General features: G+C 57.2%; 17 protein-coding genes. 9 read left to right on the top strand and 8 right to left on the bottom strand.

Annotated features, from left to right (window positions below; all coding sequences use genetic code 11):
* Together AADJ11_RS06075 and AADJ11_RS06070 are read right to left on the bottom strand one after the other, a co-directional pair.
* Complete coding sequence (locus AADJ11_RS06075) at positions 1 to 1779, bottom strand: CHASE domain-containing protein (RefSeq protein ID WP_341233627.1); 1779 nt, start codon at positions 1777 to 1779, stop codon at positions 1 to 3.
* A 266-nt stretch (positions 1780 to 2045) separates the two neighbouring features.
* Positions 2046 to 2516 (bottom strand): Lrp/AsnC family transcriptional regulator, encoded by a 471-nt coding sequence (locus AADJ11_RS06070; RefSeq protein ID WP_341233626.1) that lies wholly within the window; start codon positions 2514 to 2516, stop codon positions 2046 to 2048.
* A gap of 124 nt (positions 2517 to 2640) precedes the next feature.
* Between AADJ11_RS06070 and AADJ11_RS06065 the strand changes: the two genes are divergently transcribed.
* Positions 2641 to 6069, top strand: a complete 3429-nt coding sequence (locus AADJ11_RS06065; protein ID WP_341233625.1) for an indolepyruvate ferredoxin oxidoreductase family protein — start codon at positions 2641 to 2643, stop codon at positions 6067 to 6069.
* A gap of 55 nt (positions 6070 to 6124) precedes the next feature.
* Here AADJ11_RS06065 and AADJ11_RS06060 read toward each other — a convergent pair whose 3' ends face one another.
* Positions 6125 to 7018, bottom strand: coding sequence for a DMT family transporter (locus AADJ11_RS06060; RefSeq protein WP_341233624.1), 894 nt, complete (start codon positions 7016 to 7018; stop codon positions 6125 to 6127).
* 301 nt (positions 7019 to 7319) lie between these two features.
* Between AADJ11_RS06060 and AADJ11_RS06055 the strand changes: the two genes are divergently transcribed.
* Positions 7320 to 8414 carry a carboxynorspermidine decarboxylase gene (locus AADJ11_RS06055; protein ID WP_341233677.1) on the top strand — a complete coding sequence of 365 codons (1095 nt, stop codon included), beginning with the start codon at positions 7320 to 7322 and terminating at the stop codon, positions 8412 to 8414.
* Between the two features lie 28 nt (positions 8415 to 8442).
* Positions 8443 to 9684: a saccharopine dehydrogenase family protein gene (locus AADJ11_RS06050; RefSeq protein ID WP_341233623.1), complete on the top strand. Its 1242-nt coding sequence runs from the start codon at positions 8443 to 8445 to the stop codon at positions 9682 to 9684.
* Positions 9685 to 9746: 62 nt separating this feature from the next.
* On the opposite strand, the gene AADJ11_RS06045 is transcribed toward AADJ11_RS06050, so the two are convergent.
* The 5 genes from AADJ11_RS06045 to AADJ11_RS06025 form a co-directional block, all read right to left on the bottom strand.
* Entirely contained in the window at positions 9747 to 10973 is a 1227-nt protein-coding gene (locus AADJ11_RS06045; protein ID WP_341233622.1) for a GAF domain-containing sensor histidine kinase, read from the bottom strand.
* A 170-nt stretch (positions 10974 to 11143) separates the two neighbouring features.
* Positions 11144 to 11752 (bottom strand): nucleoside triphosphate hydrolase, encoded by a 609-nt coding sequence (locus AADJ11_RS06040; protein WP_341233621.1) that lies wholly within the window; start codon positions 11750 to 11752, stop codon positions 11144 to 11146.
* A 24-nt stretch (positions 11753 to 11776) separates the two neighbouring features.
* The gene (locus AADJ11_RS06035) at positions 11777 to 12541 is read right to left on the bottom strand and encodes an ATP-binding cassette domain-containing protein (protein WP_341233620.1); all 765 of its coding nucleotides are present in this window, start codon (positions 12539 to 12541) and stop codon (positions 11777 to 11779) included.
* Complete coding sequence (locus AADJ11_RS06030; protein ID WP_341233619.1) at positions 12541 to 13602, bottom strand: ABC transporter permease; 1062 nt, start codon at positions 13600 to 13602, stop codon at positions 12541 to 12543. The genes AADJ11_RS06035 and AADJ11_RS06030 overlap by 1 nt, the downstream gene beginning before the upstream one ends.
* Positions 13603 to 13714: 112 nt before the next feature.
* Positions 13715 to 14734, bottom strand: coding sequence for a sugar ABC transporter substrate-binding protein (locus tag AADJ11_RS06025; RefSeq protein WP_341233618.1), 1020 nt, complete (start codon positions 14732 to 14734; stop codon positions 13715 to 13717).
* A gap of 159 nt (positions 14735 to 14893) precedes the next feature.
* On the opposite strand from AADJ11_RS06025, the gene AADJ11_RS06020 reads away from it, so the two are divergent.
* The 6 genes from AADJ11_RS06020 to AADJ11_RS05995 all read left to right on the top strand — a co-directional run bounded on the left by AADJ11_RS06020 (position 14894) and on the right by AADJ11_RS05995 (position 23696).
* The gene (locus AADJ11_RS06020) at positions 14894 to 16120 is read left to right on the top strand and encodes an ROK family transcriptional regulator (protein WP_341233617.1); all 1227 of its coding nucleotides are present in this window, start codon (positions 14894 to 14896) and stop codon (positions 16118 to 16120) included.
* Entirely contained in the window at positions 16117 to 16809 is a 693-nt protein-coding gene (locus AADJ11_RS06015) for a D-lyxose/D-mannose family sugar isomerase (protein ID WP_341233616.1), read from the top strand. Before AADJ11_RS06020 ends, AADJ11_RS06015 begins: the two co-directional genes overlap by 4 nt.
* A 184-nt stretch (positions 16810 to 16993) precedes the next feature.
* Complete coding sequence (locus tag AADJ11_RS06010; protein ID WP_341233615.1) at positions 16994 to 18127, top strand: glycine cleavage system protein T; 1134 nt, start codon at positions 16994 to 16996, stop codon at positions 18125 to 18127.
* Positions 18128 to 18275: 148 nt separating this feature from the next.
* Entirely contained in the window at positions 18276 to 18959 is a 684-nt protein-coding gene (locus AADJ11_RS06005) for a hypothetical protein (RefSeq protein ID WP_341233614.1), read from the top strand.
* Positions 18928 to 20394 carry a DNA polymerase Y family protein gene (locus AADJ11_RS06000; protein ID WP_341233613.1) on the top strand — a complete coding sequence of 489 codons (1467 nt, stop codon included), beginning with the start codon at positions 18928 to 18930 and terminating at the stop codon, positions 20392 to 20394. The genes AADJ11_RS06005 and AADJ11_RS06000 overlap by 32 nt, the downstream gene beginning before the upstream one ends.
* Positions 20394 to 23696, top strand: a complete 3303-nt coding sequence (locus tag AADJ11_RS05995; protein ID WP_341233612.1) for an error-prone DNA polymerase — start codon at positions 20394 to 20396, stop codon at positions 23694 to 23696. The genes AADJ11_RS06000 and AADJ11_RS05995 overlap by 1 nt, the downstream gene beginning before the upstream one ends.
* Positions 23697 to 23834: the final 138 nt, after the last annotated feature.

Here is a 23834-nt window from a genome sequence, read left to right as displayed (position 1 = left end):
TTAGGCAACCTTACTCAGCTCGGGGTCTTCGGATGTTTGGGTATTGGGCCAAAAGAACGTGAATTCAGCGCCTTCCTTCTCTGATGATGACACCGCGATATTGTAGCCATGACGCTGCACCGCTTTTTTCACGATGGCCAATCCGATACCCGTACTTTCCGGCTCATCCCCCTTCCGAAGGGTCTGGAAAACATCGAATATTCTGCCGTGAAACTCGGGCGAGATACCCTTGCCGTTGTCACGAACTGAAACTTTCAGCTGGTTGCCCTGATCTTCGACGCTCACATCGATCTGCGCGGCATCCGGTTCGGGGTGATACTTAAACGCATTCGTGATCAAACTTTCGAGGACACGGCGGAAATTATAACTGTCGCAGGATATTTTATCGACGTCAGAGGACAGCTTTATCTGTGCAGCGTCCACACAAATATCCACGACGCAATCGGCGATTAACGCCTCGAGGTTCATGCTGGGGGGGACTTCGGCCTCAAAGTTGCCAATCCGGGAAAATTCCATAATGCCCTTTGTCAGGTCATTCATCCGGTTCAACCGCTCGTGGATCATCTTGAACTGGCCTTTGATCTCGGCGTGATCATCAAGGGGGCCAAAAATTTCCTCCAGATCTTCCTCGATTATATCAGCGAGATACCCGATCCCACGTACCGGCGTCCTTAGGTCATGCGACGCGATATAGACGAATTGTTCGATTTCAGCATTTGCGCGTTCCAAATGTTCGGTTTTTGAACGCAAATCGACGGTAAGCTGACGCGCATAAGCTTGTGCGCGCCTGTTAGACCGCGCAAGCATCACCAGCAAGGAGAACACCAAAATTTCAATAATCAATCCGCCGATCAGGATCAGTGTCGGCTGTTCCGAACCATTTTGTTGCCGAAAGGCCGCGTTCGTGCGGATATCAAGGACCCAGTTGCGCCCGTACATATCCAGCGAAACCGTATCTGAAAACATCGGATTGTCGTCGTGTAGAGGGTCCTCGTCGCTATGTTCATCGTAAATAATTTTGTCATTGTCACGAATGCTGAACCGGACCTCGCGCAGGTCTTTTGACAGCAGGCCTTCGACCAGTTTACGCACGACAAAGGACGCGTATACGACGCCCGCAAATTGTTCTTGCCGTGCCTCTACAGTTTGCGGTTTTCCGCCACGATAAAACGGCGTGTAGAACAGGAAACCCGGCGTGTGACCGCTGTCCTGCGTCAGGACAATTGGCCCTGTAATCTGGGCGGTGCCACTGTCGCGGATCGCCAAAACGCCAGCCCTGCGATTTGTCTCGTGCGCAACGTCCAGACCAACAACCGCCGCGTTTATGTCTTCGGGTTCGATATAGGTAATCGGCAGTAGGAAATCTTGATCATGCACCGGATAGACATCGAAACCCGGGCCTTCGGCGGCACGTGCGGCTTGAAACTGCGCGAATTCATCCCTTTCCACATAAGAGATAACGCCAAAGCTGTTGGCCCCTGGATATCGTTCGCGTATTTTCAGCGAGCCCGCAAAGGCCTTCCAATCCAAACGGTTGGTCTGACCGTTCAGCGCATCAACATGCGCCACGCCGGACCACAACGCGTCTTCATATCGCGACATACGATCGACAATCAGGCCAATTGCACGGTCTTTCGCCGCATGAAACCGGTTTTCGACCTGCAAATCAACTTGATGCCTTGAATATAGATATGCGCCAATCGTCATCGCCAAAGACATCAAAACGATGGCGATATGTAAAATGGAAACGCCCCCCATATGGGGTTCTGAAGACTTCACCACGGGCACCCTTTAAACAAAAGCCGAAACGACTGAATTTGATAGGGCAGTCATCCCGCAAACCTATTAAATTTTGGTGAAACACGGCCTCACAAAGACATGTTCTTTGGGGGGCGACACCTAAAATTGCCATCAAAAAGCGAATAGAAAAATTGCGCAGCCCGCGCGCCTGTTCGCATGGTCTGGTCAAGCAAACCGCGCCCGATCGCCCCTCGAAGGGCGCTGCCCCCGGCATCGATTGCCGACGTTTAAGCGTCGAAAATCGCTTAGACCGGAATTTTGCTCGTGTGTTTAATCCGGCGCAATGCAAACACGGTCGACGTCCCTGCAACACAGTCAAGATCCAGCAAGCGGCGCATTAATACCGCTTCAAAATCAGCGATATCCTGCACCACCATATGCAACATGTAATCCCAATCCCCGGTGACGGAATACGCCTCAATAATGGCAGGCTCCGCGTCAATGGCCTGTTGAAAAGCGGCGCGCGCTTGGGCGTCCTGAGACTTCATTCGCACCTGACAATAGACGTCCATTCCGCGCCCGACCTTGGCCGGATCAACAAGACGCACCGGCGGGCCGATGATACCGCGTTCTTCCAAACTACGGATGCGGCGCCAGATCGTGGCGGCAGAACTGTTTGTCGCCTCGGCAAGGTCCGCCACGCTACACGAAGCGTCTTCTTGCAGGATCGAAAGCAGTTTTGACTCGGCGGGGCTAAGCGGCGTTATTTCATTCATGATTTGAGTATATTTGAAACGTTCAATTCATCAAGTGTCAATACAGCAACCTGATTGAACACATCCCCCAGCCAAACCGAGGTATTTATACCAAAACCAATCACCACCCATGCGAGGCCGCCCCGTGACCGATCAAACCCCTATCCTAAAAGACTACGCCCTTAGCGATCGCTACTCGCGAACCTCGGGTCGGGTCTTTATGACCGGCACGCAGGCCATTGTGCGTATGGCGCTGGATCAGGCGCGCCGCGACCGGGACAATGGGCTGGACACGCGCGGCTATGTCTCTGGCTATCGCGGATCGCCGGTGGGCGGGATCGACCTTGAGATCGGGCGTAACGCCAAATTTGTTCAAGAGGCAGGCGTGACCTTTCTGCCAGCCGTGAACGAGGAATTCGGTGCGACCCAGATGATCGGCACACAGCAAGTTGAAAGCGACCCCGACAAGCAATGTCTTGGGGTGTTCGGCCTGTGGTATGGCAAGGGTCCCGGCGTGGACCGTGCGGGCGACGCGCTGAAACACGGTAACGCTTACGGGTCGTCGCCGCATGGTGGCGTGTTGGTGGTCGCGGGCGACGATCATGGTTGCGTATCCTCGTCGATGTCGCACCAATCCGACGTCGCTTTCATGAACTTCTTCATGCCGACGCTGAACCCGGCGAGCGTGGCAGAGTTCCTGCCATTTGCCGAATGGGGTTATGCGCTGTCGCGGTATTCGGGGATGTGGGTGGGGTTCAAGGCCATCTCAGAAACCGTCGAATCCGGCATGTCTTTTGACCTGCTGCCCCCGCGAGAGTTCGCCACACCCGACGATTTCACCCCACCCGCTGACGGCCTACATTACCGCTGGCCCGACCTGCCCGGCCCGCAGATCGAGGCGCGGTTGGAACATAAAAAAGCCGCCGTCCTGGCATTTGCCCGCGCCAACCCTATTGATCGGGCCGAATGGAACCATCCCGCGTGCTTTGGCATTGTCACGACCGGCAAATCCCATCTGGACGTGCTAGAGGCGCTGCGCTTGCTTGGCATTGATCAGGCCCGCGCGGCAGAGCTGGGCATCGACCTGTACAAAGTCGGCATGGTCTGGCCGCTAGAGCATGAAGGCGCATTGGCCTTTGCGCAAGACAAGGACGAATTGCTGGTCATCGAGGAAAAGCGCGGCATTATCGAGAGCCAGCTGAAAGAACATTTCTATGACTTCCCCGGCCGCAAACCACGCCGCATGGTCGGCAAACGCGATGAGAATGGCGACCGGCTGATCCCGTGGACGCAGGAGTTGGGCCCGGTCATGCTGGCCCGCCACATTGCCCAGCGGTTGGAGCGTAATTTTGCCGATCTTGACCTGACTGACGTGGCCAACAAAGCGAGCCCCACACCCAACCCGATCAACATCCCCGGCGCGACACGCACGCCCTATTTCTGCTCGGGCTGTCCGCACAACACATCGACCAAGGTACCCGAGGGCAGTCAGGCCCTTGCGGGCATCGGGTGTCATTTCATGGCCAGTTGGATGGGGCGTAACACGACGTCGCTGATCCAGATGGGCGGCGAAGGTGTGAACTGGGTGGCCAGATCGCAGTTTAACGGCAATCGTCATATCTTTCAAAACCTTGGCGAGGGCACCTATTACCATTCGGGGTCACTGGCCATTCGCCAAGCCATCGCCGCGGGCACCAACATCACCTATAAAATCCTGTTCAACGACGCCGTCGCGATGACCGGCGGGCAGTCAGTAGATGGCCCCATTTCGGTCGAGGCGATTGCGACATCCGTTTTAGCTGAAGGCGCAAAGAAGGTGGTGATCGTTTCCGATCAGCCCGAACGGTTTCACCGCGCCGACCTGCCGCGTGCCGTCACCGTGCATCACCGCCGAGAGCTAGACCGCATTCAACGCGAATTGCGCGAAATTTCCGGCACCACCGTGCTAATCTATCAGCAGACCTGCGCCACAGAAAAGCGCCGCCTGCGCAAACGTGGTCAGATGGAAGACCCCAAGAAATTCGCCGTCATCAACCCGCTGGTCTGCGAGGGCTGCGGGGATTGTTCCGTTGAATCCAACTGCCTAAGCGTCGAACCCCTAGAGACCGAATTCGGCCGCAAACGTAAAATCAATCTGAACACCTGCAACAAGGATTTCACCTGCGTCAACGGTTTCTGCCCCAGCTTCGTGACCGTCGAAGGCGGTACGCTAAAGCGCGGCGAAGGGCGCGGCAAAGCAGCGTTTGACCGGTTGTCGCAAACTCTGACCGCCCCGATCCAGCCTGATCTGTCAAAGCCTTGGGATATCGTCGTGACCGGTGTCGGCGGCACTGGGGTCGTGACAGTTGGGCAATTGGTCGCCATGGCCGCCAACCTCGAAGGGAAAGGCGCGTCGGTTCTGGATTTCATGGGGTTCGCCCAGAAATTCGGGCCCGTCATCAGCTATATCCGCATGGCCAACAGCGCGGCAGAGGTTAATCAGGTGCGGGTCGAGCCCGGCTCTGCCGACGCGTTGATCGGCTGTGATATCGTTGTCAGTTCATCGCCCAAAGCATCGTCGACCTATCACGCGGGGACGCGCGCAGTGGTGAATACCGCCGTAATGCCAACCGGCGATCTGGTGCAGAACCGCGATGCCGATCTGAACGCCGATACCCGGCTACAGGCCATATCCAAAAGCGTCGATGCCACAGGCTTGCACACGCTGGATGCCAACGCCCTGTCCGAGGCCCTGTTGGGCGACACGGTATTTGCCAACGTGATGATGCTGGGGGCCGCGTGGCAAGCCGGGCTGGTGCCGCTTTCTCTGGCCGCGCTGATGAAGGCCATCGATCTGAATGGTGTCAAACCCGAGCAGAACAAACGTGCTTTTGGCTGGGGGCGGTTGGTGGTGCATGACCGCGAGGCGGTCGAGGCCGCCGCGAACCTGCCCGTCAGTGCCGTTCAGACGCTGGATCAGATGATCCAACGTCGGGCGGCATTTCTGGCCGAGTATCAAGATGCAGCATGGGCGGACACCTTCCGCGCGACCATCAAAAATGTGCGCACAGCCGAGACCGAAATTATCGGGGCAGCAGGCCCCCTGACCGAGGCAGCCACAAAGGGGTTGTTCAAGCTTATGTCCTATAAGGATGAATACGAGGTTGCGCGTCTGCACAGCCAGACAGGATTTATTGAGGGTTTGAAGGACCGGTTTGACGGCGACGTCACCATCCGCCATCACCTTGCCCCGCCCATGCTATCCGGCGCGAAAGACGCTCGTGGACGCCCGATCAAGCGCAGTTTTGGACCTTGGATGCAGATTGCATTTCGCGGATTGTCGACGATGAAACGCTTGCGCGGCACACCGTTAGACCCCTTTGGTTATACCGAGGAACGCCGGATGGAACGTGCTTTGATCCGTGAATATCGCGCGGTTCTGAAAACGCTTACCGCAGGCCTAACCGCCAGCAATGCAGAGGATGCTGCCCGCATCGCTGGGCTGGTCATGGATATTCGCGGCTTTGGCCCGGTCAAAGCCGAAGCGGCGGCGCGGGTACGGGCGAAAATTACTGAAAGTCTGAAGGCATTTTGAACGGTCTGACATACGGGTGGCGATGACATACGCATATGCACCGTTGCCACCCCTATCAGGCGGGCAGCGGTTTGCGCTTACGAACGCTGATCAACAATCCGACCGTCAGGACCACGAGCGCGAAAACACTGATCAGGCTTAGGCTTTCGCCCAAGATCAGCGCCCCGAGGATAGCCCCGCCCCCTGGCACTGCCGCGAGGATGAACGAGGTGTTTCCATTGCCAATCGTTCGCGAGGCATAGGCGATAAAGAGAAGGCCAATCAGGTTCGGCACAAAGCCCTGATAGATGGCTTGCAGCACCAGCGGCCCCATAGGTGCCGTTGCGATGCCGGACGGCAGCCAAAGCGCCCATATCGGCAGATAAATAACCGCGTTCACGATGGTCCCACAAAAAATGATCTGCATCGCACCCAACTGCCACCGCTCGGACAGGATGACATAAGATGAGAAAAACAGCGCGCCGATCAAAAACAGGATGTCGCCAATCCATGCGTCTGCCCCGCTGCTGACGCTTGCATCAAAGGACAGCGCGACCGCGGAAACAAGGATCATGCCGGCCCCTAGCAATTGCCGAAATCCGGGCCGCATGCGCGTGATAAAGACGGCAAAAATGATGCTGATCAAGGGCAGCAGCCCGTTCATGAATATCCCGCCATGCGCAGCAGGTGCATATTTAAAGCCGGAAAAGACGGTCAGGATATAGATCGGCCCCAAGATAAATGAGACAACGGCGATCTTTTTAAGGCTCAGACCCCGCCACGGCTTGTAGTAAATGCAAAGCGGCACAGCCACCAGCGACGCCAGACCATAGCGGAACGCGGCCAGATCATAGATCGTCAGCCCACTGTTATTGGCGACCCGACTAACAATCAGCCAAAAAGACCAGACAAAAACAATGCTCCACGCGGCGGCATAGCCGGTGAGGTTGGCAGGAACGTTAATGGGCATATGCGCTGTGTCTGACCTGATGGGGAAAAAAGGGGCCGTGGGCCTAGCAGTAGGTTTCGGCCACCCCATAGGCAAGGGCGTGGCTGTAGAAAAGACAACGAGACCCCGTCGTGCATCCGCCAGATCATTAAAGGATTTGAATAGTTTTCACCGTTGCGTAGATCAGGCAGAGCCGCTAAACGCCCCTTTCGAAAAAGCGGCAAACGACGTACCATATCGCCACATCATTCATTTGATGTTTCTATATTTCCTTCGGCTCAGCGCCCAGGCGCACGACATGGACCCAATGAAAGGTTTTGCTGTGCAGACCCCCTATTACCTGATCGATAAATCCAGCCTCCTGATCAATCTTGAAAAGATCGCACAGCTACGTGCGGCCTCCGGTGCCAAATGCCTGCTCGCGCTGAAATGCTTCGCGACGTGGTCGGTCTTTGATTTCATGTCGGAGTATATGGACGGATCGACCTCGTCATCGCTGTATGAGGTTCGCTTGGGCCATGAAAAGTTTCCGGGCGAAACCCATGCCTATTCGGTTGCCTATGCAGATCACGAGATTGATCAGGTGCTGGCCCATTCCGACAAGATCATTTTCAACTCAATCGGTCAGTTGTCGAAATTCGATCGCGTATCCCAAGGGCATGTGCGCGGGTTGCGGGTCAATCCCGGCGTTTCCACATCCGAATTCGATCTGGCCGATCCCGCCCGCCCTTTTAGCCGGTTGGGCGAACATGACCCGGCCGAGATCGCCAAGGTCAGCGATAAAATCAGCGGTTTGATGTTTCACAACAACTGCGAGAACGACAGCTTTGACCGTTTCGACGATATGCTGACCCTGATCGAAGACCGCTTTGGCGCGTTGATCCACGGTATGGATTGGATCAGCTTGGGTGGCGGCGTTCACTTTACCGGCGAAGGCTATCCGCTGGACCAACTTGCCGCGCGCCTTAAGGCATTTGCCCAGACCTATGGCGTGCAGGTGTATCTTGAGCCGGGAGAAGCGGCGATCACCGGTGCCGCGACGCTCGAGGTGACGGTGCTGGACACAATGCATAATGGCAAAAACCTTGCCATCGTTGATAGTTCCATCGAGGCGCATATGCTGGATCTGCTGATCTACCGCGAGCCTGCAAAGGTCACCCCGAACGTGGGCGACCACCAATGGATGATCTGCGGAAAATCCTGCCTTGCCGGCGATATCTTTGGCGAATTCCGATTTGACGCGCCGCTAAGGGCCGGGGATCGCATTTCATTTCAAGACGCTGCAGGGTACACAATGGTCAAGAAAAATTGGTTCAACGGCGTCAAGATGCCCAGCATCGCAATCCGCGAGCTTGATGGAACCACACGCATGGTGCGCGACTTTGACTATGACGACTTTGCCGCGGCACTGTCCTGAACCCACTAAAAAGAGGTCTTTTGAATATATGAAACGTAATGTTCTGATCATCGGCGCAGGCGGTGTTGCACAGGTTGTGGCCCATAAATGCGCGCAAAATAATGATGTCTTGGGTGATTTGCATATCGCAAGCCGAACCCTGTCAAAATGCCAAGAGATCATTCAAACCGTCCACGACAAGGCGGCGATGAAACAGGACGGCGTTTTTGAGGCGCATCAGGTTGATGGTATGGACAGTGCTGCGGTCGCGGCGCTGATCACCAAATCGGGCGCGCAGATCGTGATCAACGTGGGGTCGCCCTTTGTGAATATGACAGTGCTTGAGGCCTGCATTCAAACCGGTGCCGCCTATATCGACACCGCCATTCACGAAGACCCGACCAAGATTTGCGAAACGCCGCCATGGTATGGCAACTATGAATGGAAGCGCCGCGAAGACTGTGCAGCCGCAGGTGTGACCGCGATTTTGGGGGCTGGGTTTGATCCGGGCATGGTCAATGCGTTTGCCCGCTTTGCCGTGGACGAGTTCATGGACGAAGTGACCTCGATCGACATTGTGGATATTAACGCCGGTGACCACGGCAAATATTTCTCGACCAACTTCGACCCCGAGATCAACTTTCGCGAATTCACCGGCACCGTGTACAGCTGGCAGGAAGGCGCGTGGCAAGAGAACAAGATGTTCGAGGTTGGCCGCGAATGGGATCTTCCCGTTGTGGGCAAGCAAAAGGCCTATATGTCCGGCCACGACGAGGTGCATTCCCTCGCCGCGAACTATCCAGAGGCTGACATCCGGTTCTGGATGGGCTTTGGCGATCATTACATCAACGTCTTTACGGTCCTGCAAAACCTTGGGCTGTTGTCGGAACAGCCGGTCGTCACAGCCGAGGGTCTAGAGGTCGTGCCGCTGAAAGTGGTCAAGGCCGTGTTGCCAGACCCGTCGAGCCTTGCGCCGAATTACACAGGCAAAACCTGCATCGGTGATCTGGTCAAAGGCATCAAAGACGGCAAAGAGGTCGAGGTGTTCGTCTATAACGTCGCCGATCACAAAGACGCCTATAACGAGGTCGGCAGCCAGGGTATCTCCTACACAGCGGGCGTGCCCCCCGTAGCCGTGGCGATGCTGATCGCCGATGGCACTTATGACCAAGGGGTCATGATGAACGTCGAGGAGCTGGACCCCAAGCCGCTGTTTTCACTGCTTGATAACATCGGTCTGCCCACGCGCGTCAAAGATGCCAAGGGCGACCGTGAATGGAACCGCGCCTAGGTCACCCTGCGCTGGTTCACACGGGCGTTTAACGGCGGGTGCGGATGTTTCAGTTTGACGGCTTAACCAGGCAGTTGAACCGAAAACACCGTGCCCGCCGCATTGCTATCAACCGCGATCGCCCCGCCATGGGCGCGCGCAATGGTGGACGCGATATGCAATCCAAGGCCAAGGCCCTCGCCTTCTGACGTCCGGCCGCGCTGGAACGGACGGAACAGGTTCTCTCTTAGCTCTGCCGGGATTTCCTGCCCCTGATTGGCGACGCTGATGATGACCTGACCGGCACTGCATTCGCCGACCACTTTGATCGGCGTTCCCGGTGCGCCGTGTGACATCGCGTTCGACAACAGGTTTGAAACTGCTTGCGCAATGCGCGATGCGTCACAGGTGATCGGACGGTCAAAACGCAAGTCCAGCTCGACTTGGCGTTCAGGGGCCACGGTGCGTATTTCTTCGACAACTTCGGTGACGGCAACGGCCAAAGGCGCGTCTTCGGTCGAACGGATATTGATCCCGCCGCCAAGCCGCGATTTCGCGTGCAGCATCAGGTTATCAATCAGCTCGTTCATGCGGTGCAAGGGCGCGCGCATCAGGTTCAGCGTCGACCGTGCCTTATCCGGCATCGGCTCTTTGCCCAACAGCCGCAGACCGGATGCAAAAGCGGCAACCGGATTGCGCAGGTCATGCCCCAAAATCGCGACAAATTCCTCTTGGATTTGACCCAGCTTGCGCTCGTGCTCCAGCTCTAGCTCTTGTGCCTCGATCCGTTCCTCGGCCGACAGGCTGCGCCCGATCAGATTGGCAAACATCTTTAGCATCGCATGGGCCCGCAAACCGCCCAGATCACGCGGTTCGGTATCAATGGCACATAGCGTCCCGAAAAAGCTGCCATCACTGCGGTAAATAGGGACCGAGGCATAGCTGACGATGCCAAATTTTGCAGCGATAGGATCGTCGCGATAAACCTTGTCTGTCGCGACATTATTAAAGATGACCTCGTCGCCGGTGTCCCTGACAGTCTGGCAAAACGTCGATTGAATTTCGATTTCGTCGCCTTCGGCAATACCAAAATTTACCTCGTCCACCGAACGGCATGCAACCCACCGGTCATTCGTGACACGGGCCACGGCGGCAAAGCGCGCGTTCGTCGCCAACATGACCGTTTCTAAGATCGTCCGAACCAGATCACTTTTGACCAGCCGCTCAATATCGATCTGAAAATCATGTGTGCCGTCTAGATAAGCCTGATGGTCCTGGACCACAGACATTTGGGATGACTGTTCGCTCATTTAGAACCCTCGCAAAAATAACGGCTATCCGACCCGTTGATCAAATTCCCGACAAAAATAAGTGGGAAAATACGCGGATGCCAGCGAAATCTTAAGGCTTTTTTAATGCGCGGCTGGCTAGCCTATGGGTTGGCATCCATGGGATGCACCTTTGCCGATCTTGGGGCCGGTCATGCCATAATGGATTGCTGGTCTTGGGCAATGATGATGTCGCAAGGATATGCGCTTTCCAGCACAAGCTTTGCGTTCGGCAAATCATTCCCTTCGGCCTTTGCCTGCGCGTCCCGAGGGGTATAGCCATGGTCGATCCAGCGTTGCAGCAGGCGTTGTTCCAAGACCTGCAGGCTGACGTCGATGCCGACAGACAAATCCCAAATCTGCCGTAGGTCCCGCCAAACGGGTTGGTCCAGCATCAGGTAATTACCCTCGACCAGTATTGTCGTTGTTTCGGGGCGTATGATCCCCGCCCCCGCAATTGACATATCAAGGGATCGGTCGAAGCGGGGAAACACGACATCATCCTCGGTTTTCAACCGCCGGATAAGGTGGATGAAACCAGCGACATCGAAAGTTTCAGGGGCACCTTTTCGGCTTAGCAAACCGCGTTCGATCAGCAGGGCGTTGTCCAGATGAAAACCATCCATGGGGACGACCTGCATGGTGCTGTCGTTGCGTTCAAGCGTTTCGGCCAATGTGGATTTTCCGCTAGCGGGCGGCCCGGCCAAAGCGACGATACGCCGCTTGCCGGTATATGCCACCGCGCCAATTTTACGGGCCAACGCCTCCAACACAGCGGGTGCGCCCTAAGCCGCGTCCGGCACGGCAGCGCCTGTCATGAATGCAACTGCGTCCGACATCGTGTAGTTTTTCGGATCAATCACACAGAGACGTTTACCCAAACGGTGCACGTGGATACGGTCCGCCACCTCAAACACATGGGGCATGTTATGGCTGATCAGGATGATCGGGATACCACGGCTTTTGACTTCCAGAATAAGCTCCAGAACCCGTCTGCTTTCCTTGACGCCCAAGGCCGCTGTGGGTTCGTCCAGAATAATCACCTTTGACCCAAAGGCCGCCGCACGCGCCACGGCGACGCCCTGACGTTGGCCACCCGACAATGTCTCGACCGCTTGATTGATATTCTGGATCGTCATCAACCCCAGATCGGACAGCTTTTGGCGGGCGATGTCTTCCATCCGCTTGCGGTCCAGTTGCCGCAAGACCGATCCGCGAAAGCCGGGTTTGCGCAATTCGCGGCCCATGAACATGTTGTCGGCAATCGACAAGGCAGGTGACATGGCCAGGGTTTGATACACTGTCTCGATCCCCGCATTGCGCGCATCAATCGGCGAACGGAAGCGGATTTCTTCGCCCTCCAGCGTCACGGTGCCCGCGTCTGGCGTCACAGCGCCCGAGATCGCCTTGATCAACGAGCTTTTGCCAGCACCGTTGTCGCCGATAATGGCAAGGATTTCACCCGGCATCAGATCGAAGTCACAATTATCAAGGGCCGTTACCCGGCCATAGCGTTTCACCAGCCCGCGGGCTTTCAACATCGGTTCCATCACGCGGCTACCTTTCTAATCCATTGGTCCACTGCGACAGCGCCAATAATCAACACGCCGATCAGCAAGAAAGTCCATTGCGCGTCGGCCCCAGCCAGTCGCAACCCAAGTGTAAAGACACCCACGATCAACGCCCCAAAGAACGTTCCAAGGATCGAACCACGCCCGCCAAACAGAGAGATACCGCCAATCACAACCGCCGTGATGCTTTCGATGTTCAGCAACTGCCCAGAAGTGGGGGAGACAGAGCCGATCCGCCCGATCAGCGCCCATCCTGCAAAGCCACAGATCAAACCGGCGATGGCATAGACCGAGATGATGGTCCTTTTCACGTTAACGCCCGACAGCTCGGCCGCATCCGGGTCATCGCCCACAGCATACACGTGCCTGCCCCAAGCGGTGTGTTTCAGAACATAGGACAGCACGAGCACCAAGAGCAGCATGAAAATCACGCCAAGGGTAAACACCGCGCCGCCCAGTTTGAATTTCGTCCCCAGCAGTTGAAGCAAGGGGGCCTGCGCTGCAATGTCTTGGCTGCGAATGGTTTCATTCGCGGAATATAGAAAATTCGCCGCCAGCACGATCTGCCACATGCCAAGCGTCACGATAAACGGGGGCAGCTTCATCACAGCGACCAGCCAGCCGTTCACCGTGCCGATCAAAGTGCCAAAGGCAAGGCCCAAGACAACGGCAACCTCGGCAGGCAAACCATAGCGAAAGGTCACCTGCCCCATCACGACCGAGGAGATGACGGCAATCGCGCCAACGCTAAGGTCAATCCCCGCCGTCAGGATAACAAGGCTTTGCGCCGCGGCCACGATGCCGACAATTTGCACCTGCTGCAAAATCAACGTCAACGCGAAGGGCGAGAAGAACTTGGACCCCATCAGCGCGCCAAAGACCACGATTGACGCGACCAGCACGATAAGCGGCACCAGCGCTGGCGTCACATGTAACGCGTGGTGAAGTTTCCCAACGAAGCCTGATCCGGTCTCATCAAAATGCGCGACATCTGTCGTGGCGCTTGATGCGGCGGCCTCGAAATTATCCCTGGTGGACATTGTTTTCTCCCCCAAATCCCCAATGCGAGAGTGGCAATCACCCTCATTTCGTCTGTTTCAGTCGGGCGCGTATTTTCCGCCCGACTGACGTTATATTTTTACCGTGGCTGTATCAGCCCCAGCAAAGCTTCTTGCCTTCAGCGACACTGATGCTTTCGACGCCGTCAACCGGCTTGTCGGTCACAAGTGCTACGCCAGTGTCAAAGAAATCCTTGCCTTCGCTGGCTTGTGGCTTTGTGCCATCCTTGGCAAAAGCTGCGATTGCTTCGATCCCTTTTGATGCCATCAGCAGCGGATATTGCTGCGACGTGGCACCGATAACGCCGTCCTCGATGTTTTGAACACCCGGGCAACCGCCATCGACCGATACGATCAACACGTCATTCTCGCGGCCAATATCCTTAAGCGCCTCATAGGCACCGGCAGCGGCAGGTTCGTTGATGGTATAGACAACATTGATGCCCTGATCCTTGGCCAGAAGGTTTTCCATGGCTTTGCGGCCGCCTTCTTCGTTACCGGCGGTCACATCATTGCCCACGATGCGCGCATCGTCTTCGTCGCCCCATTTATTGGGATCGCCCAGATCAATGCCAAAACCTTGCAAGAAACCCTGATCGCGCAGAACGCCAACGGTGGGCTGGCTCACGGCCAGATCAAGCATCCCAATTTTCGCATTCGCTGCATCATCACCCAAGGCGGCGGCGGCCCATTGGCCGATCAGTTCACCAGCAAGAAAGTTATCCGTGGCAAATGTCATATCGGCGGCATCGATCGGGTCAAGCGGCGTATCCAGCGCGATGACCAACAGACCTGCATCGCGGGCTTGCTGCACGGCAGGCACGATTGAGGACGTATCGGATGGCGTCAGCAGAATGCCTTTGGCACCGCTGGCGATGCATGTCTCGATCGCGGCGACTTGTGTTTCGTGGTCCCCGTCGATCTTGCCAGCATAGGAGTTAAGCTCCATGCCCAACTCAGCGGCTTTAGCCTCTGCGCCTTCGCGCATTTTTACGAAGAACGGGTTTGTGTCCGTTTTGGTGATCAGACATGCCGAAACGGCGTGGCTGCCGGCAGATGCGGTGCTTGCCAGTGCGATCAGACCCAATGCGGTCCCTGCGATAAGTTTGTTCATGCTATTCCTCCCAGAATTTCAAACAGCGCGGCGAATCAACCGCGACGACAGGATTAAAATTCAACTAAACCCCGCGCCTGTCAATTAATAAGTAAACTTGACTTATTAATTATATCGCTGCAGTTTTATAAATGGATTTGGATAAGTTGAGCGCGCAGCATGAATGATTACACCGCGATACGTCCTTTGGGCCACGGCGCAAACCAAAAAGGACTGCGCAACCATAACGAGCGGCTGGTCCTGTCGCAGCTTCAGCGTCATGGCGCGATGCCCGGCAGTGATCTGGCCCGCCTAACAGGCCTGTCCGCCCAAACCGTATCCGTCATTTTGCGAAAGCTGAAAAACGATGGGCTGACGCAACAGGGCAAACCCGTGCGTGGCAAGGTCGGCAAACCGTCTGTCCCGATTACGCTTAATCCGATGGGCGCTTTGTCCATCGGGTGTAAGCTGGGTCGTCGAAGCTGCGATCTGATTGTGATGGATATGTGCGGTGCGACCTTGTTCAAGCGCAGCCTGACCTATGAGATCGCCCTCCCCCAGACGATTTTTGAGTTCTTGGCGACAAGCTATGCCGACGCGCTTGTCGAAATTCGCCCTAAAGCAGCGGCGCAGCTGTGTGGATTTGGCATCGCGGCCCCCTTCGAGATTTGGAAATGGGGCGCGTCGAATGGGAACACTCCCGAGGAATTTCTGTCCTGGAAGGATTTGACATTTCACGAGGAGATTGCCCGTTTTACGGACCTTCCGGTGTTCATGCTGAACGACGCCACCAGCGCCTGCTGGGCCGAACATGTCTATGGCCGTGGCCGTGAATTCCACGACTACGCCTATTTTTTCGTCTCGACTTTCATCGGCGGCGGCATCGTTCTTAATCAGTCTGTTTATGAGGGCAACAGGGGCAATGCTGGCGCATTTGGCCCGTTGCGCGTCGGCGACCGCGCGGGGCGCACCAAACAATTGTTGGATGTGGCCTCGGTCCATGTTCTGGAAAGCGCCCTGTCGACAGCCGGACATGACCCCCGTGATCTTTGGAAACAGCCGCAAGATTGGTCGGCCTATCCGGCAGAGGTTGAGGATTGGATTGACGGATCGGCCCATGCCATTGCACAGGCGTGCATGTCAGTTTGCGCGGTCATCGACTTTGAGGCCGTGGTGATTGACGGCGCGCTGCCCCCTGATGTGCGACACCGCTTGGTCGCCGCCGTCACTGCCAAGCTGCCCGCAGAAGACAGTCGCGGCTTGCTTTTACCCGCCATCGAAGAGGGTGTTATTGGTGGCGAAGCACGCGCGCTTGGGGCCGCGTGCGGCCCGATTTTCAGCCAGTATTTCTTTACCACGCAGTTTGCCTCTCTCGAGCAAACACAGTCCGAGCGGGATCGCGGATGAAACGTTCCACCATCAACACCCTTGTGGCCCAAGCGGGCGATATGATCGCGCGACACGGCTTTGTGCTGCCGCCCTTTGCCGATTGGTCGCCTGCTGATTTTACCGCCCACAGGCACAGTGCGGCACATCTGATCGACGCCCGCTGCGGCTGGGATGTGACCGATTACGGTGCGGGGCGGTTTGACGAAATGGGCCTTGTTCTGTTCACATTGCGCAATGGTGTGCTGGCTGATCTGAATGCGGGCCGCGGCATGTGCTATGCCGAAAAATTGCTTATTTCGCGTCAGGATCAACTGTCGCCCATGCACACCCACAAGATCAAAGCCGAAGACATCATCAACCGCGGCGGTGGCACGCTGGTGGTCGAACTGTTTGGCTCGAATGCCGCAGGGCGACTGGACCCCGATGCCGGGGGGCAAGTGATGTGCGACGGTCAATGGGTGACCTTCGACGCTGGCGACAAACTGCGCCTTGCCCCCGGGCAAAGCGTCACCTTGCGCCCCGGCGACTGGCACGCCTTTTGGGGCGAAGGCGCGGATGTGTTGATTGGCGAGGTCAGCACCGTCAATGATGACGAGACGGATAATATCTTTCACGAACCAATTGCCCGGTTTTCCCGGATTGTTGAGGACGCGGCCCCCACGCGGTTGCTGGTCAGCGACTATGACAATCATTTCAACGCGGATTAAGCGCAGCTAGCGGCAGATGTATCCCCCGTGCCTTTGCAGTGCTTCGCTAATGCGAATGTTAAAAGGGTCCATAATTCACCTGCAAGCTTTTGCCAAAACGTTGAATAGTTTGCCCCCTTGATGCAGTAAGTAACCATATGGTGCCGGCGAAACGGATGGCGCAGAAACTGCAGGAAGTACCTACGTGACATATCAGATCGGCATTGGCCCCAATAATAGAAAATCGGTGTATTTTGATGCCACTGTCGCGGATGGTGTGGCGTGTTTTTCAGTCTACAATCACATGTTCATTCCGGCGCATTTTGGCGACCCCGCGGCCGAATATGACAGCCTGATGAATGGCGTTGCAATGTGGGATGTGGCAGCGCAGCGGCAGGTCGAAATCGTAGGGCCGGATGCGGCAAAGCTGGTGCAATACCTCACAACGCGGGACATCACGAAAACCAAGGTTGGCCAGGGCCGCTATGTCCCGATATGCGATCACGCAGGCAATCTGATCAATGATCCGGTGCTGCTGATGCTGGCCCCCGACCGGTTTTGGCTGTCAATCGCGGACAGCGATATCGCCCTATGGGCCAGCGCCATCGCGGCGGAACGCGGCATGAATGTGCAAGTGTTCGAGCCGGACGTATCGCCGCTGGCCATTCAAGGGCCCAAGGCCGAAGCCGTGGTTGCCGATCTGTTTGGCAACTGGGTGAAGGATCTGAAATACTTCGGGTTCAAGCAAACCCAATTGCTGGGCATTCCCTTGGTACTGGCACGGTCGGGATGGTCCAAACAGGGCGGGTTTGAGCTGTACCTCCAAGATGGCGCGCGCGGGTGTGACTTGTGGAACATCGTCAAAACGGCAGGCGCGCCCTATGGCATCCGCCCCGGTGCCCCCAATGACCTTGAGCGGATCGAGAGCGGGTTGGTCTCTTACGGTGCGGATGGCCGCTTGCAAACAAACCCCTGCAACCCGTTTGAGATTTCATTGGGAAAGCTCGTTGATTTTGACACCGAGGCGGATTTTGTCGGCAAAGCAGCCCTGCGAAAGATAAAAGACGAGGGGCCAAAACGACTGCGCGCGGGCTTTTTCCTGTCCGGCACGCCAGTGGAAAACTGCGCCCATCCGCTGGACATTAAAACCAGCGACGGGCGTGTTGTCGGCCTGCTCAGCGATTTTATCTACTCCCCCCGTTTTGCCAGCAACATCGGTGTCGGAATGATCTCGACCGCCCGCGACTATGACCCACATGATTTGATGATCGTGCAAGATGGTGCCCCCCGTCAGGTCACGGTTACAGACTTGCCATTCATGAAAGACAATGCGCCCTAAAAGCGGGTCCCACTCTAGCCCCGCAAGCGAAAACCCAAGGCTGCCTGCCCGGCGCGCAGCCCCTTTTCACTGCACGGCTTGCCGGATCGCAAGTTGCCAACACCCCCACATTTGAATTAGAACATATAGTGAACATATGGAATCATCTGTGTCGTGCAAACCTACAAATATACGCAAACTCAGCAACGGGCCCAGTTCGGGGCCTGCGCAGACGCAATGGCACACGCTGTCGGAAATTTTTCCGACAGCGGCCACCGATACAGCAGGTTTGGGTTTTTTACTGTCCAAACTTCCCGTCAGCAGCGCCCCTGTTTTCTGGGTCCAAGACCGACTGTCACGGCAAGAGACAGGTCACCCCTACCTGCCGGGTTTACCGAAACGTCCCATCATCCGTATCGATGTAAACCGTCCCGTCGATGTTCTGTGGGCGATGGAAGAAGGGCTCAGATGCACGTCCCTTGCCGCGGTGATCGGCGAAATATGGGGCGACCCCAAGGCACTGGATTTCACCGCCACCAAACGGCTGGTGATACGGGCAGAACGCTACGGAATACCCTGCTGGCTGGTCCGGCGCGCGGCATCGCCCGACCTCAGCGCCGCGCGAAACCGGTGGCGTGTGACATCGCTGCCGTCCCTGCCCCATCCGCACGACCCCAAAGCCCCCGGCGACCCGCGCTGGCAGGTCGAACTGTTCCGCGCACGCCATACCCAGCCCGGCACATGGATCGCAACCCATGACAGGGCGGCGGATCGTGTCGATATATCTTCCCCATTTCGCGATGGACCGATGGCAAAGAACGATGGAGAGGCAAAGCGCCGCGCCACCCGATGACGTGGCCGTTGTTCTGGCCTGCGAGGGGCAGCACGGCCCGATCATCCATGCGGCCAATCGTCCGGCGCGCCTTGTCGGGGTCCACCTTGGTGCCCGCGTCGTGGATGTCAAAGCCGCCTGCCCCGATCTGCGCGTTGAATACGCCGATCTCGCCGGGGACGAGATTGCCCTGAACCGCCTCATGCTCTGGGCGCGACGCTGGTGCCCTTGGACAGTCGTGGACGGTGCGGACGGGCTGATACTGGATACAACCGGTGCCGATCATTTGATGGGCGGTGAGGCGGACATGTTAATCGAGATGGAACAGCGCCTGTCGTTTCTGGGTCTCACCTCTCGGGTGGCGGTTGCGCCGACATGGGGGGCGGCATGGGCGCTGGCGCGATACGGGCAGGTCAGAGCGATTTGCCCCGCCGAACGATTACCGACCCAACTTGCGCCCCTGCCCGTTTCCGCGCTGCGCCTGAACGAAGCCACCCTGATCTTGCTGCGCCGTCTCGGCCTCAAGACCATTGGTGCCATCGCCGATGTGCCGCGCCTGTCTCTGACCCGCCGCTTTGCCCGCGAGGCCCTGCGCGCCAACCCGCTGCTCAGGCTTGATCAGGCCATGGGGCATCTGGCCGAACCTGTCGCCAGCAAGGAGACCCGGCCAAGGATCAAGGCGCAAACACCACTGCCCGAACCGATCCAAGATCCAACGGCCTATCTGCCGGACCTTTGTGAGGACCTTTGCAATCAGTTGATCCACCATGGGTTGGGCTGCCGTCGTCTATCCTTAAGCGTCTACCGCACCGACGGCGAGGTCAGCACGATCGCGGCGGCCATTGCAGCGCCCAGTCGCGATCCCGCCCACCTCGCCCGTCTTTTCGATGACAAGCTGGAGCGGATCAAGCCCGGCTTTGGCTTTGACCTGATCACGCTGGAGGCAGAAACGGTTGAACCCGTCGCCATTGTACAGAACCGGCTGGGTGGCGGATCGGACGAGGAACTGCAGATTGCGCAACTGATTGACCGTCTGGTGGCCCGTTTTGGAGATCGGTCGGTCAAGCATCCTGTGCTTCACGCCAGTCACCTGCCCGAGCGCGCAGAAAGGATGGCCCCTGCGCTGAACACGGCGCAGGATATAACTCTGACATTACCCCGCGAACGCCCTATCCGGTTGCTATCCTCACCAGAAGAGGTGCGCGTCGTCTATGCCGTTCCCGAAGGCCCCCCCGCCCAATTCATCTGGCGGCGGCAAACCCACAAGGTTGCCCGCTATGTCGGCCCCGAACGCATTGCACCGGAATGGTGGAAAGACCGCCCCGGCACACGGCTGCGCGACTATTTCAAGATCGAGGACCAGTTTGGCAAACGCCTGTGGTTGTACCGAGAGGGGCTGCATGAGGACGGGCGTGGCGGCGATCCCCGGTGGTTCATCCATGGGATGTTCGCATAATGCCCGAGATGGACAATCAGCGCCCCCGGCGCACCCTTGATACAGACGGGTTCACCCCCAATCCACGCGCCGCCTTTGTCGAGCTTGGCGTTAGCACCTGTTTTTCGTTCCTGCGCGGGGCATCGGATGCCGTGGATTTATGCGCGACCGCTTGGGCGCAAGGGCATGATGCGCTTGGCGTGGCCGATCTGAACACAATGGCAGGCGTTGTGCGCATTCATGCCGAAGCGCGAAAAGCCTGCCTGCGGCCCATCATCGGCGCGCGTCTGAAGCTTGTGACCGGCGAGGAGTTTTTGGCCTATCCACGGGACCGCGACGCTTATGGGCAGCTTTGCGAAGTGTTATCGCGTGGCAAGATGCATGACAAAAACGGCGATTGGCAGTCAAAGGGGGCCTGCGACATCAGCCTTATGGATCTGGCAGCCAACGCAGACGGCATCCAACTAATCATTCTACCGGATGAGAACCTCGGCCAGTTTGCCGCCAGACTGTCAACCCTCACCCGCGCCCTGCCCACCCTGCGCCATGTCGCTGCAAGCTATCTGTACCGCGGCGACGACCGGGCACGGATCAACCGGTTGGATCATCTGGCCAAAGAGCATGGTCTGGCGATCTTGGCCACAAATGACGTGCATTATCATGCGCCGGACCGTCGCCCTTTGCAGGACGTGATGACCTGCATCCTGAACAAAACAACCATCACCAAAGCTGGATTTCTACTGGCCGCAAATGCGGAGCGTCACCTGAAATCGCCTGTGCAGATGGTCGATCTTTTTGCCGAATGGCCTCATGCGATCCGCGCCACCCGCGCGGTTGCAGATGCCTGCACATTCGACCTGCGCCAACTGTCTTACGAATATCCGCAAGAAACAATTCCAGCGGGCCGGACCCCGCAAGAGTATCTGACAGAGCTGACTTGGAAAGGGGCCGCAGAACGCTATCTGGGGGGGACACCCGACAAGGTGCGCGCCGGGTTGCAGAAGGAACTAGCCCTGATCGGCAAGCTCGACATCGCGCAGTATTTCCTAACGATATACGACATCATCCAATTTGCGCGACACGAGATAAGCCCCCCCATTCTGTGTCAGGGGCGTGGCTCTGCCGCCAATTCCGCCGTGTGCTATGTGCTGGGTATCACTGCGGTCGATCCCGACAAAAACGACCTGCTGTTCGAACGCTTCATCAGCGAGGAACGCATTGAGCCCCCCGATATTGACGTCGATTTCGAACACGAGCGGCGCGAGGAAGTGATCCAGCACATCTACAACAAATACGGGCGCGACCGGGCCGGTCTTTGCGCCACTGTCATCCATTATCGCCCCCGCATGGCCCTGCGCGAAGTGGGCAAAGTAATGGGCCTGTCCGAGGACATCACATCGGCCTTGGCCAAGACGATCTGGGGTAGCATGGGCCGAGAAGTCGGCGAAAAAGAAGCCGCAGAGGCCGGACTTGACCTGCGCGACCCGCTTATTGCGCGCACGATCAAGCTGGCCGATATGATGATCGGGATGCCGCGCCACTTGGGGCAGCATGTCGGTGGTTTTATTCTGACAGAAACCCCGCTGACCCGCACCGTCCCCATCGGCAACGGTGCGATGAAGGACCGCAGTTTTATTGAGTGGGACAAAGACGACATCGACGAGCTGCGCATTCTCAAGGTCGATGTTCTGGCGTTGGGCATGCTGACCTGCATCCGTAAGGCGTTCGATCTGATCGCAGCGCATCACGGGCAGCGGTTCGATTTGGCGACGGTCCCCAAGGAAGACCCAAAGGTCTATGACATGCTGTGCAAGGGCGACAGCGTCGGCACATTTCAGGTCGAAAGCCGGGCGCAAATGAACATGCTGCCCCGCCTGAAACCGCGCCAGTTTTACGATCTGGTGGTGCAGGTCGCCATTGTCAGACCCGGCCCCATTCAGGGCAACATGGTGCACCCCTATCTGCGGCGACGCAGCGGTAAAGAAGCAGTTGAATACCCATCCCCCGGCCCTGACCACGATCCCGATGAGTTGAGAAATATTCTGGGCCGGACGCTGGGCGTTCCGATTTTCCAGGAACAGGCTATGAAGATCGCTATGGTCGCGGCCGAGTTTTCCCCCAAAGAAGCAAACGAGCTGCGCAAGGCCATGGCGACTTTCCGGTCTCGTGGCACAATCGGCGCGTTGGAAGACAAAATGGTCGGGCGCATGATCGGCCGCGGGTATGACCCTGAGTTTGCAAACCGGTGTTTCAACCAGATCAAGGGGTTCGGGGATTATGGTTTTCCCGAAAGCCATGCGGCAAGCTTTGCCCTGCTCGTCTATATATCCAGTTGGATCAAGTGCCACTATCCGGATGTGTTCTGCGCTGCCCTGCTGAACGCGCAACCGATGGGGTTTTACGCCCCCGCACAGATCGTACGCGACGCCCGCGAACATGGTGTCGAGGTCCGTGCACCCGATGTGAATTTCAGCGACTGGGACACGACGCTCGAACCCATGGGGCCGTTAAGGTTTGCCGTACGTCTAGGCCTGCGACAAATAGATGGCCTGTCGCAAATGATGGCGGAACGTTTGGTAAAAGCACGCGGGGGCCCCTTTCGCGACCTCAAGGAAATCAAAACCCTTGCACGGCTGGACGCAGGCACGATCCGCAAGCTTGCCGCGGCAGATGCGTTCCGGTCGATGGTCCTTGACCGAAGGCAGGCGCTTTGGGATGCGCGGGCCTTGCGCGACGCGCCTGACCTGCCCCTGTTCCAAGACGCCCAAGACGAAGGGGTCGAGACCGCATTCGCCTTGCCGCAGATGCCCACCTGCGAACATGTCGTTGCGGATTACCAGACACTGCGATTATCCCTTAAAACCCATCCGATGGCCTTTTTCCGGCGCAGCATGGACCGACAAGGCTATGTTCCCGCCGCCAGCCTGACCCAGATGCGCAACGGGCAACCCGTATCGCTTGCCGGTATTGTGCTGATCCGCCAGCGCCCCGGCAGTGCCAAGGGGGTATGTTTCATCACCTTGGAGGATGAAACAGGTGTCGCCAACTTGGTTGTTTGGCCCAAGGTGATGGCGTTATTTCGCAAGGTCATCATGCAATCCCGCCTGATGCATATCTCAGGAATGGTGCAGCGTAGCGATGAGGTGATCCATGTCGTGGCGCATAAGCTGGCAGATCGCAGCGATGCGCTGGACCGGCTTTCAAACGACGTTATGGACGTCCCCCTCGCGCGCGCAGATGAAGTTCGCAAGCCGCTCCCCAACGGTGCGCCCTCTCACCCTCGCAACGCACGGATCATCCCGAAATCGCGGGATTTCCACTGACATCTCTGCTGGTCCAGAATAAGTGGACGAACTAAGTGACAAAGGCGCTGGTAAGCGTACCGTCGAGGGGCTTGGCGACATACTGATTACTGTAAGGGGGGGTAAACGAACCCCTCAGACGCTGACATATATCAACAA

This window comes from uncultured Sulfitobacter sp., assembly GCF_964021855.1.
GTDB lineage: Bacteria > Pseudomonadota > Alphaproteobacteria > Rhodobacterales > Rhodobacteraceae > Sulfitobacter.
This window is presented reverse-complemented; position numbering and strand designations above follow the sequence as displayed.

Bases quoted from the DNA above. Each gene is read 5' to 3' on its own strand.
- AADJ11_RS06045 (WP_341233622.1), bottom strand. From the start codon at position 10,973: ATGAGCGAACAGTCATCCCAAATGTCTGTGGTCCAGGACCATCAGGCT.
- AADJ11_RS06030 (WP_341233619.1), bottom strand. From the start codon at position 13,602: ATGTCCACCAGGGATAATTTCGAGGCCGCCGCATCAAGCGCCACGACA.
- AADJ11_RS05995 (WP_341233612.1), top strand. From the start codon at position 20,394: ATGCCCGAGATGGACAATCAGCGCCCCCGGCGCACCCTTGATACAGAC.
- AADJ11_RS06015 (WP_341233616.1), top strand. From the start codon at position 16,117: ATGAAACGTTCCACCATCAACACCCTTGTGGCCCAAGCGGGCGATATG.
- AADJ11_RS06060 (WP_341233624.1), bottom strand. From the start codon at position 7,018: ATGCCCATTAACGTTCCTGCCAACCTCACCGGCTATGCCGCCGCGTGG.
- AADJ11_RS06020 (WP_341233617.1), top strand. From the start codon at position 14,894: ATGAATGATTACACCGCGATACGTCCTTTGGGCCACGGCGCAAACCAA.
- AADJ11_RS06070 (WP_341233626.1), bottom strand. From the start codon at position 2,516: ATGAATGAAATAACGCCGCTTAGCCCCGCCGAGTCAAAACTGCTTTCG.
- AADJ11_RS06050 (WP_341233623.1), top strand. From the start codon at position 8,443: ATGAAACGTAATGTTCTGATCATCGGCGCAGGCGGTGTTGCACAGGTT.
- AADJ11_RS06000 (WP_341233613.1), top strand. From the start codon at position 18,928: ATGGAGAGGCAAAGCGCCGCGCCACCCGATGACGTGGCCGTTGTTCTG.
- AADJ11_RS06025 (WP_341233618.1), bottom strand. From the start codon at position 14,734: ATGAACAAACTTATCGCAGGGACCGCATTGGGTCTGATCGCACTGGCA.
- AADJ11_RS06035 (WP_341233620.1), bottom strand. From the start codon at position 12,541: ATGGAACCGATGTTGAAAGCCCGCGGGCTGGTGAAACGCTATGGCCGG.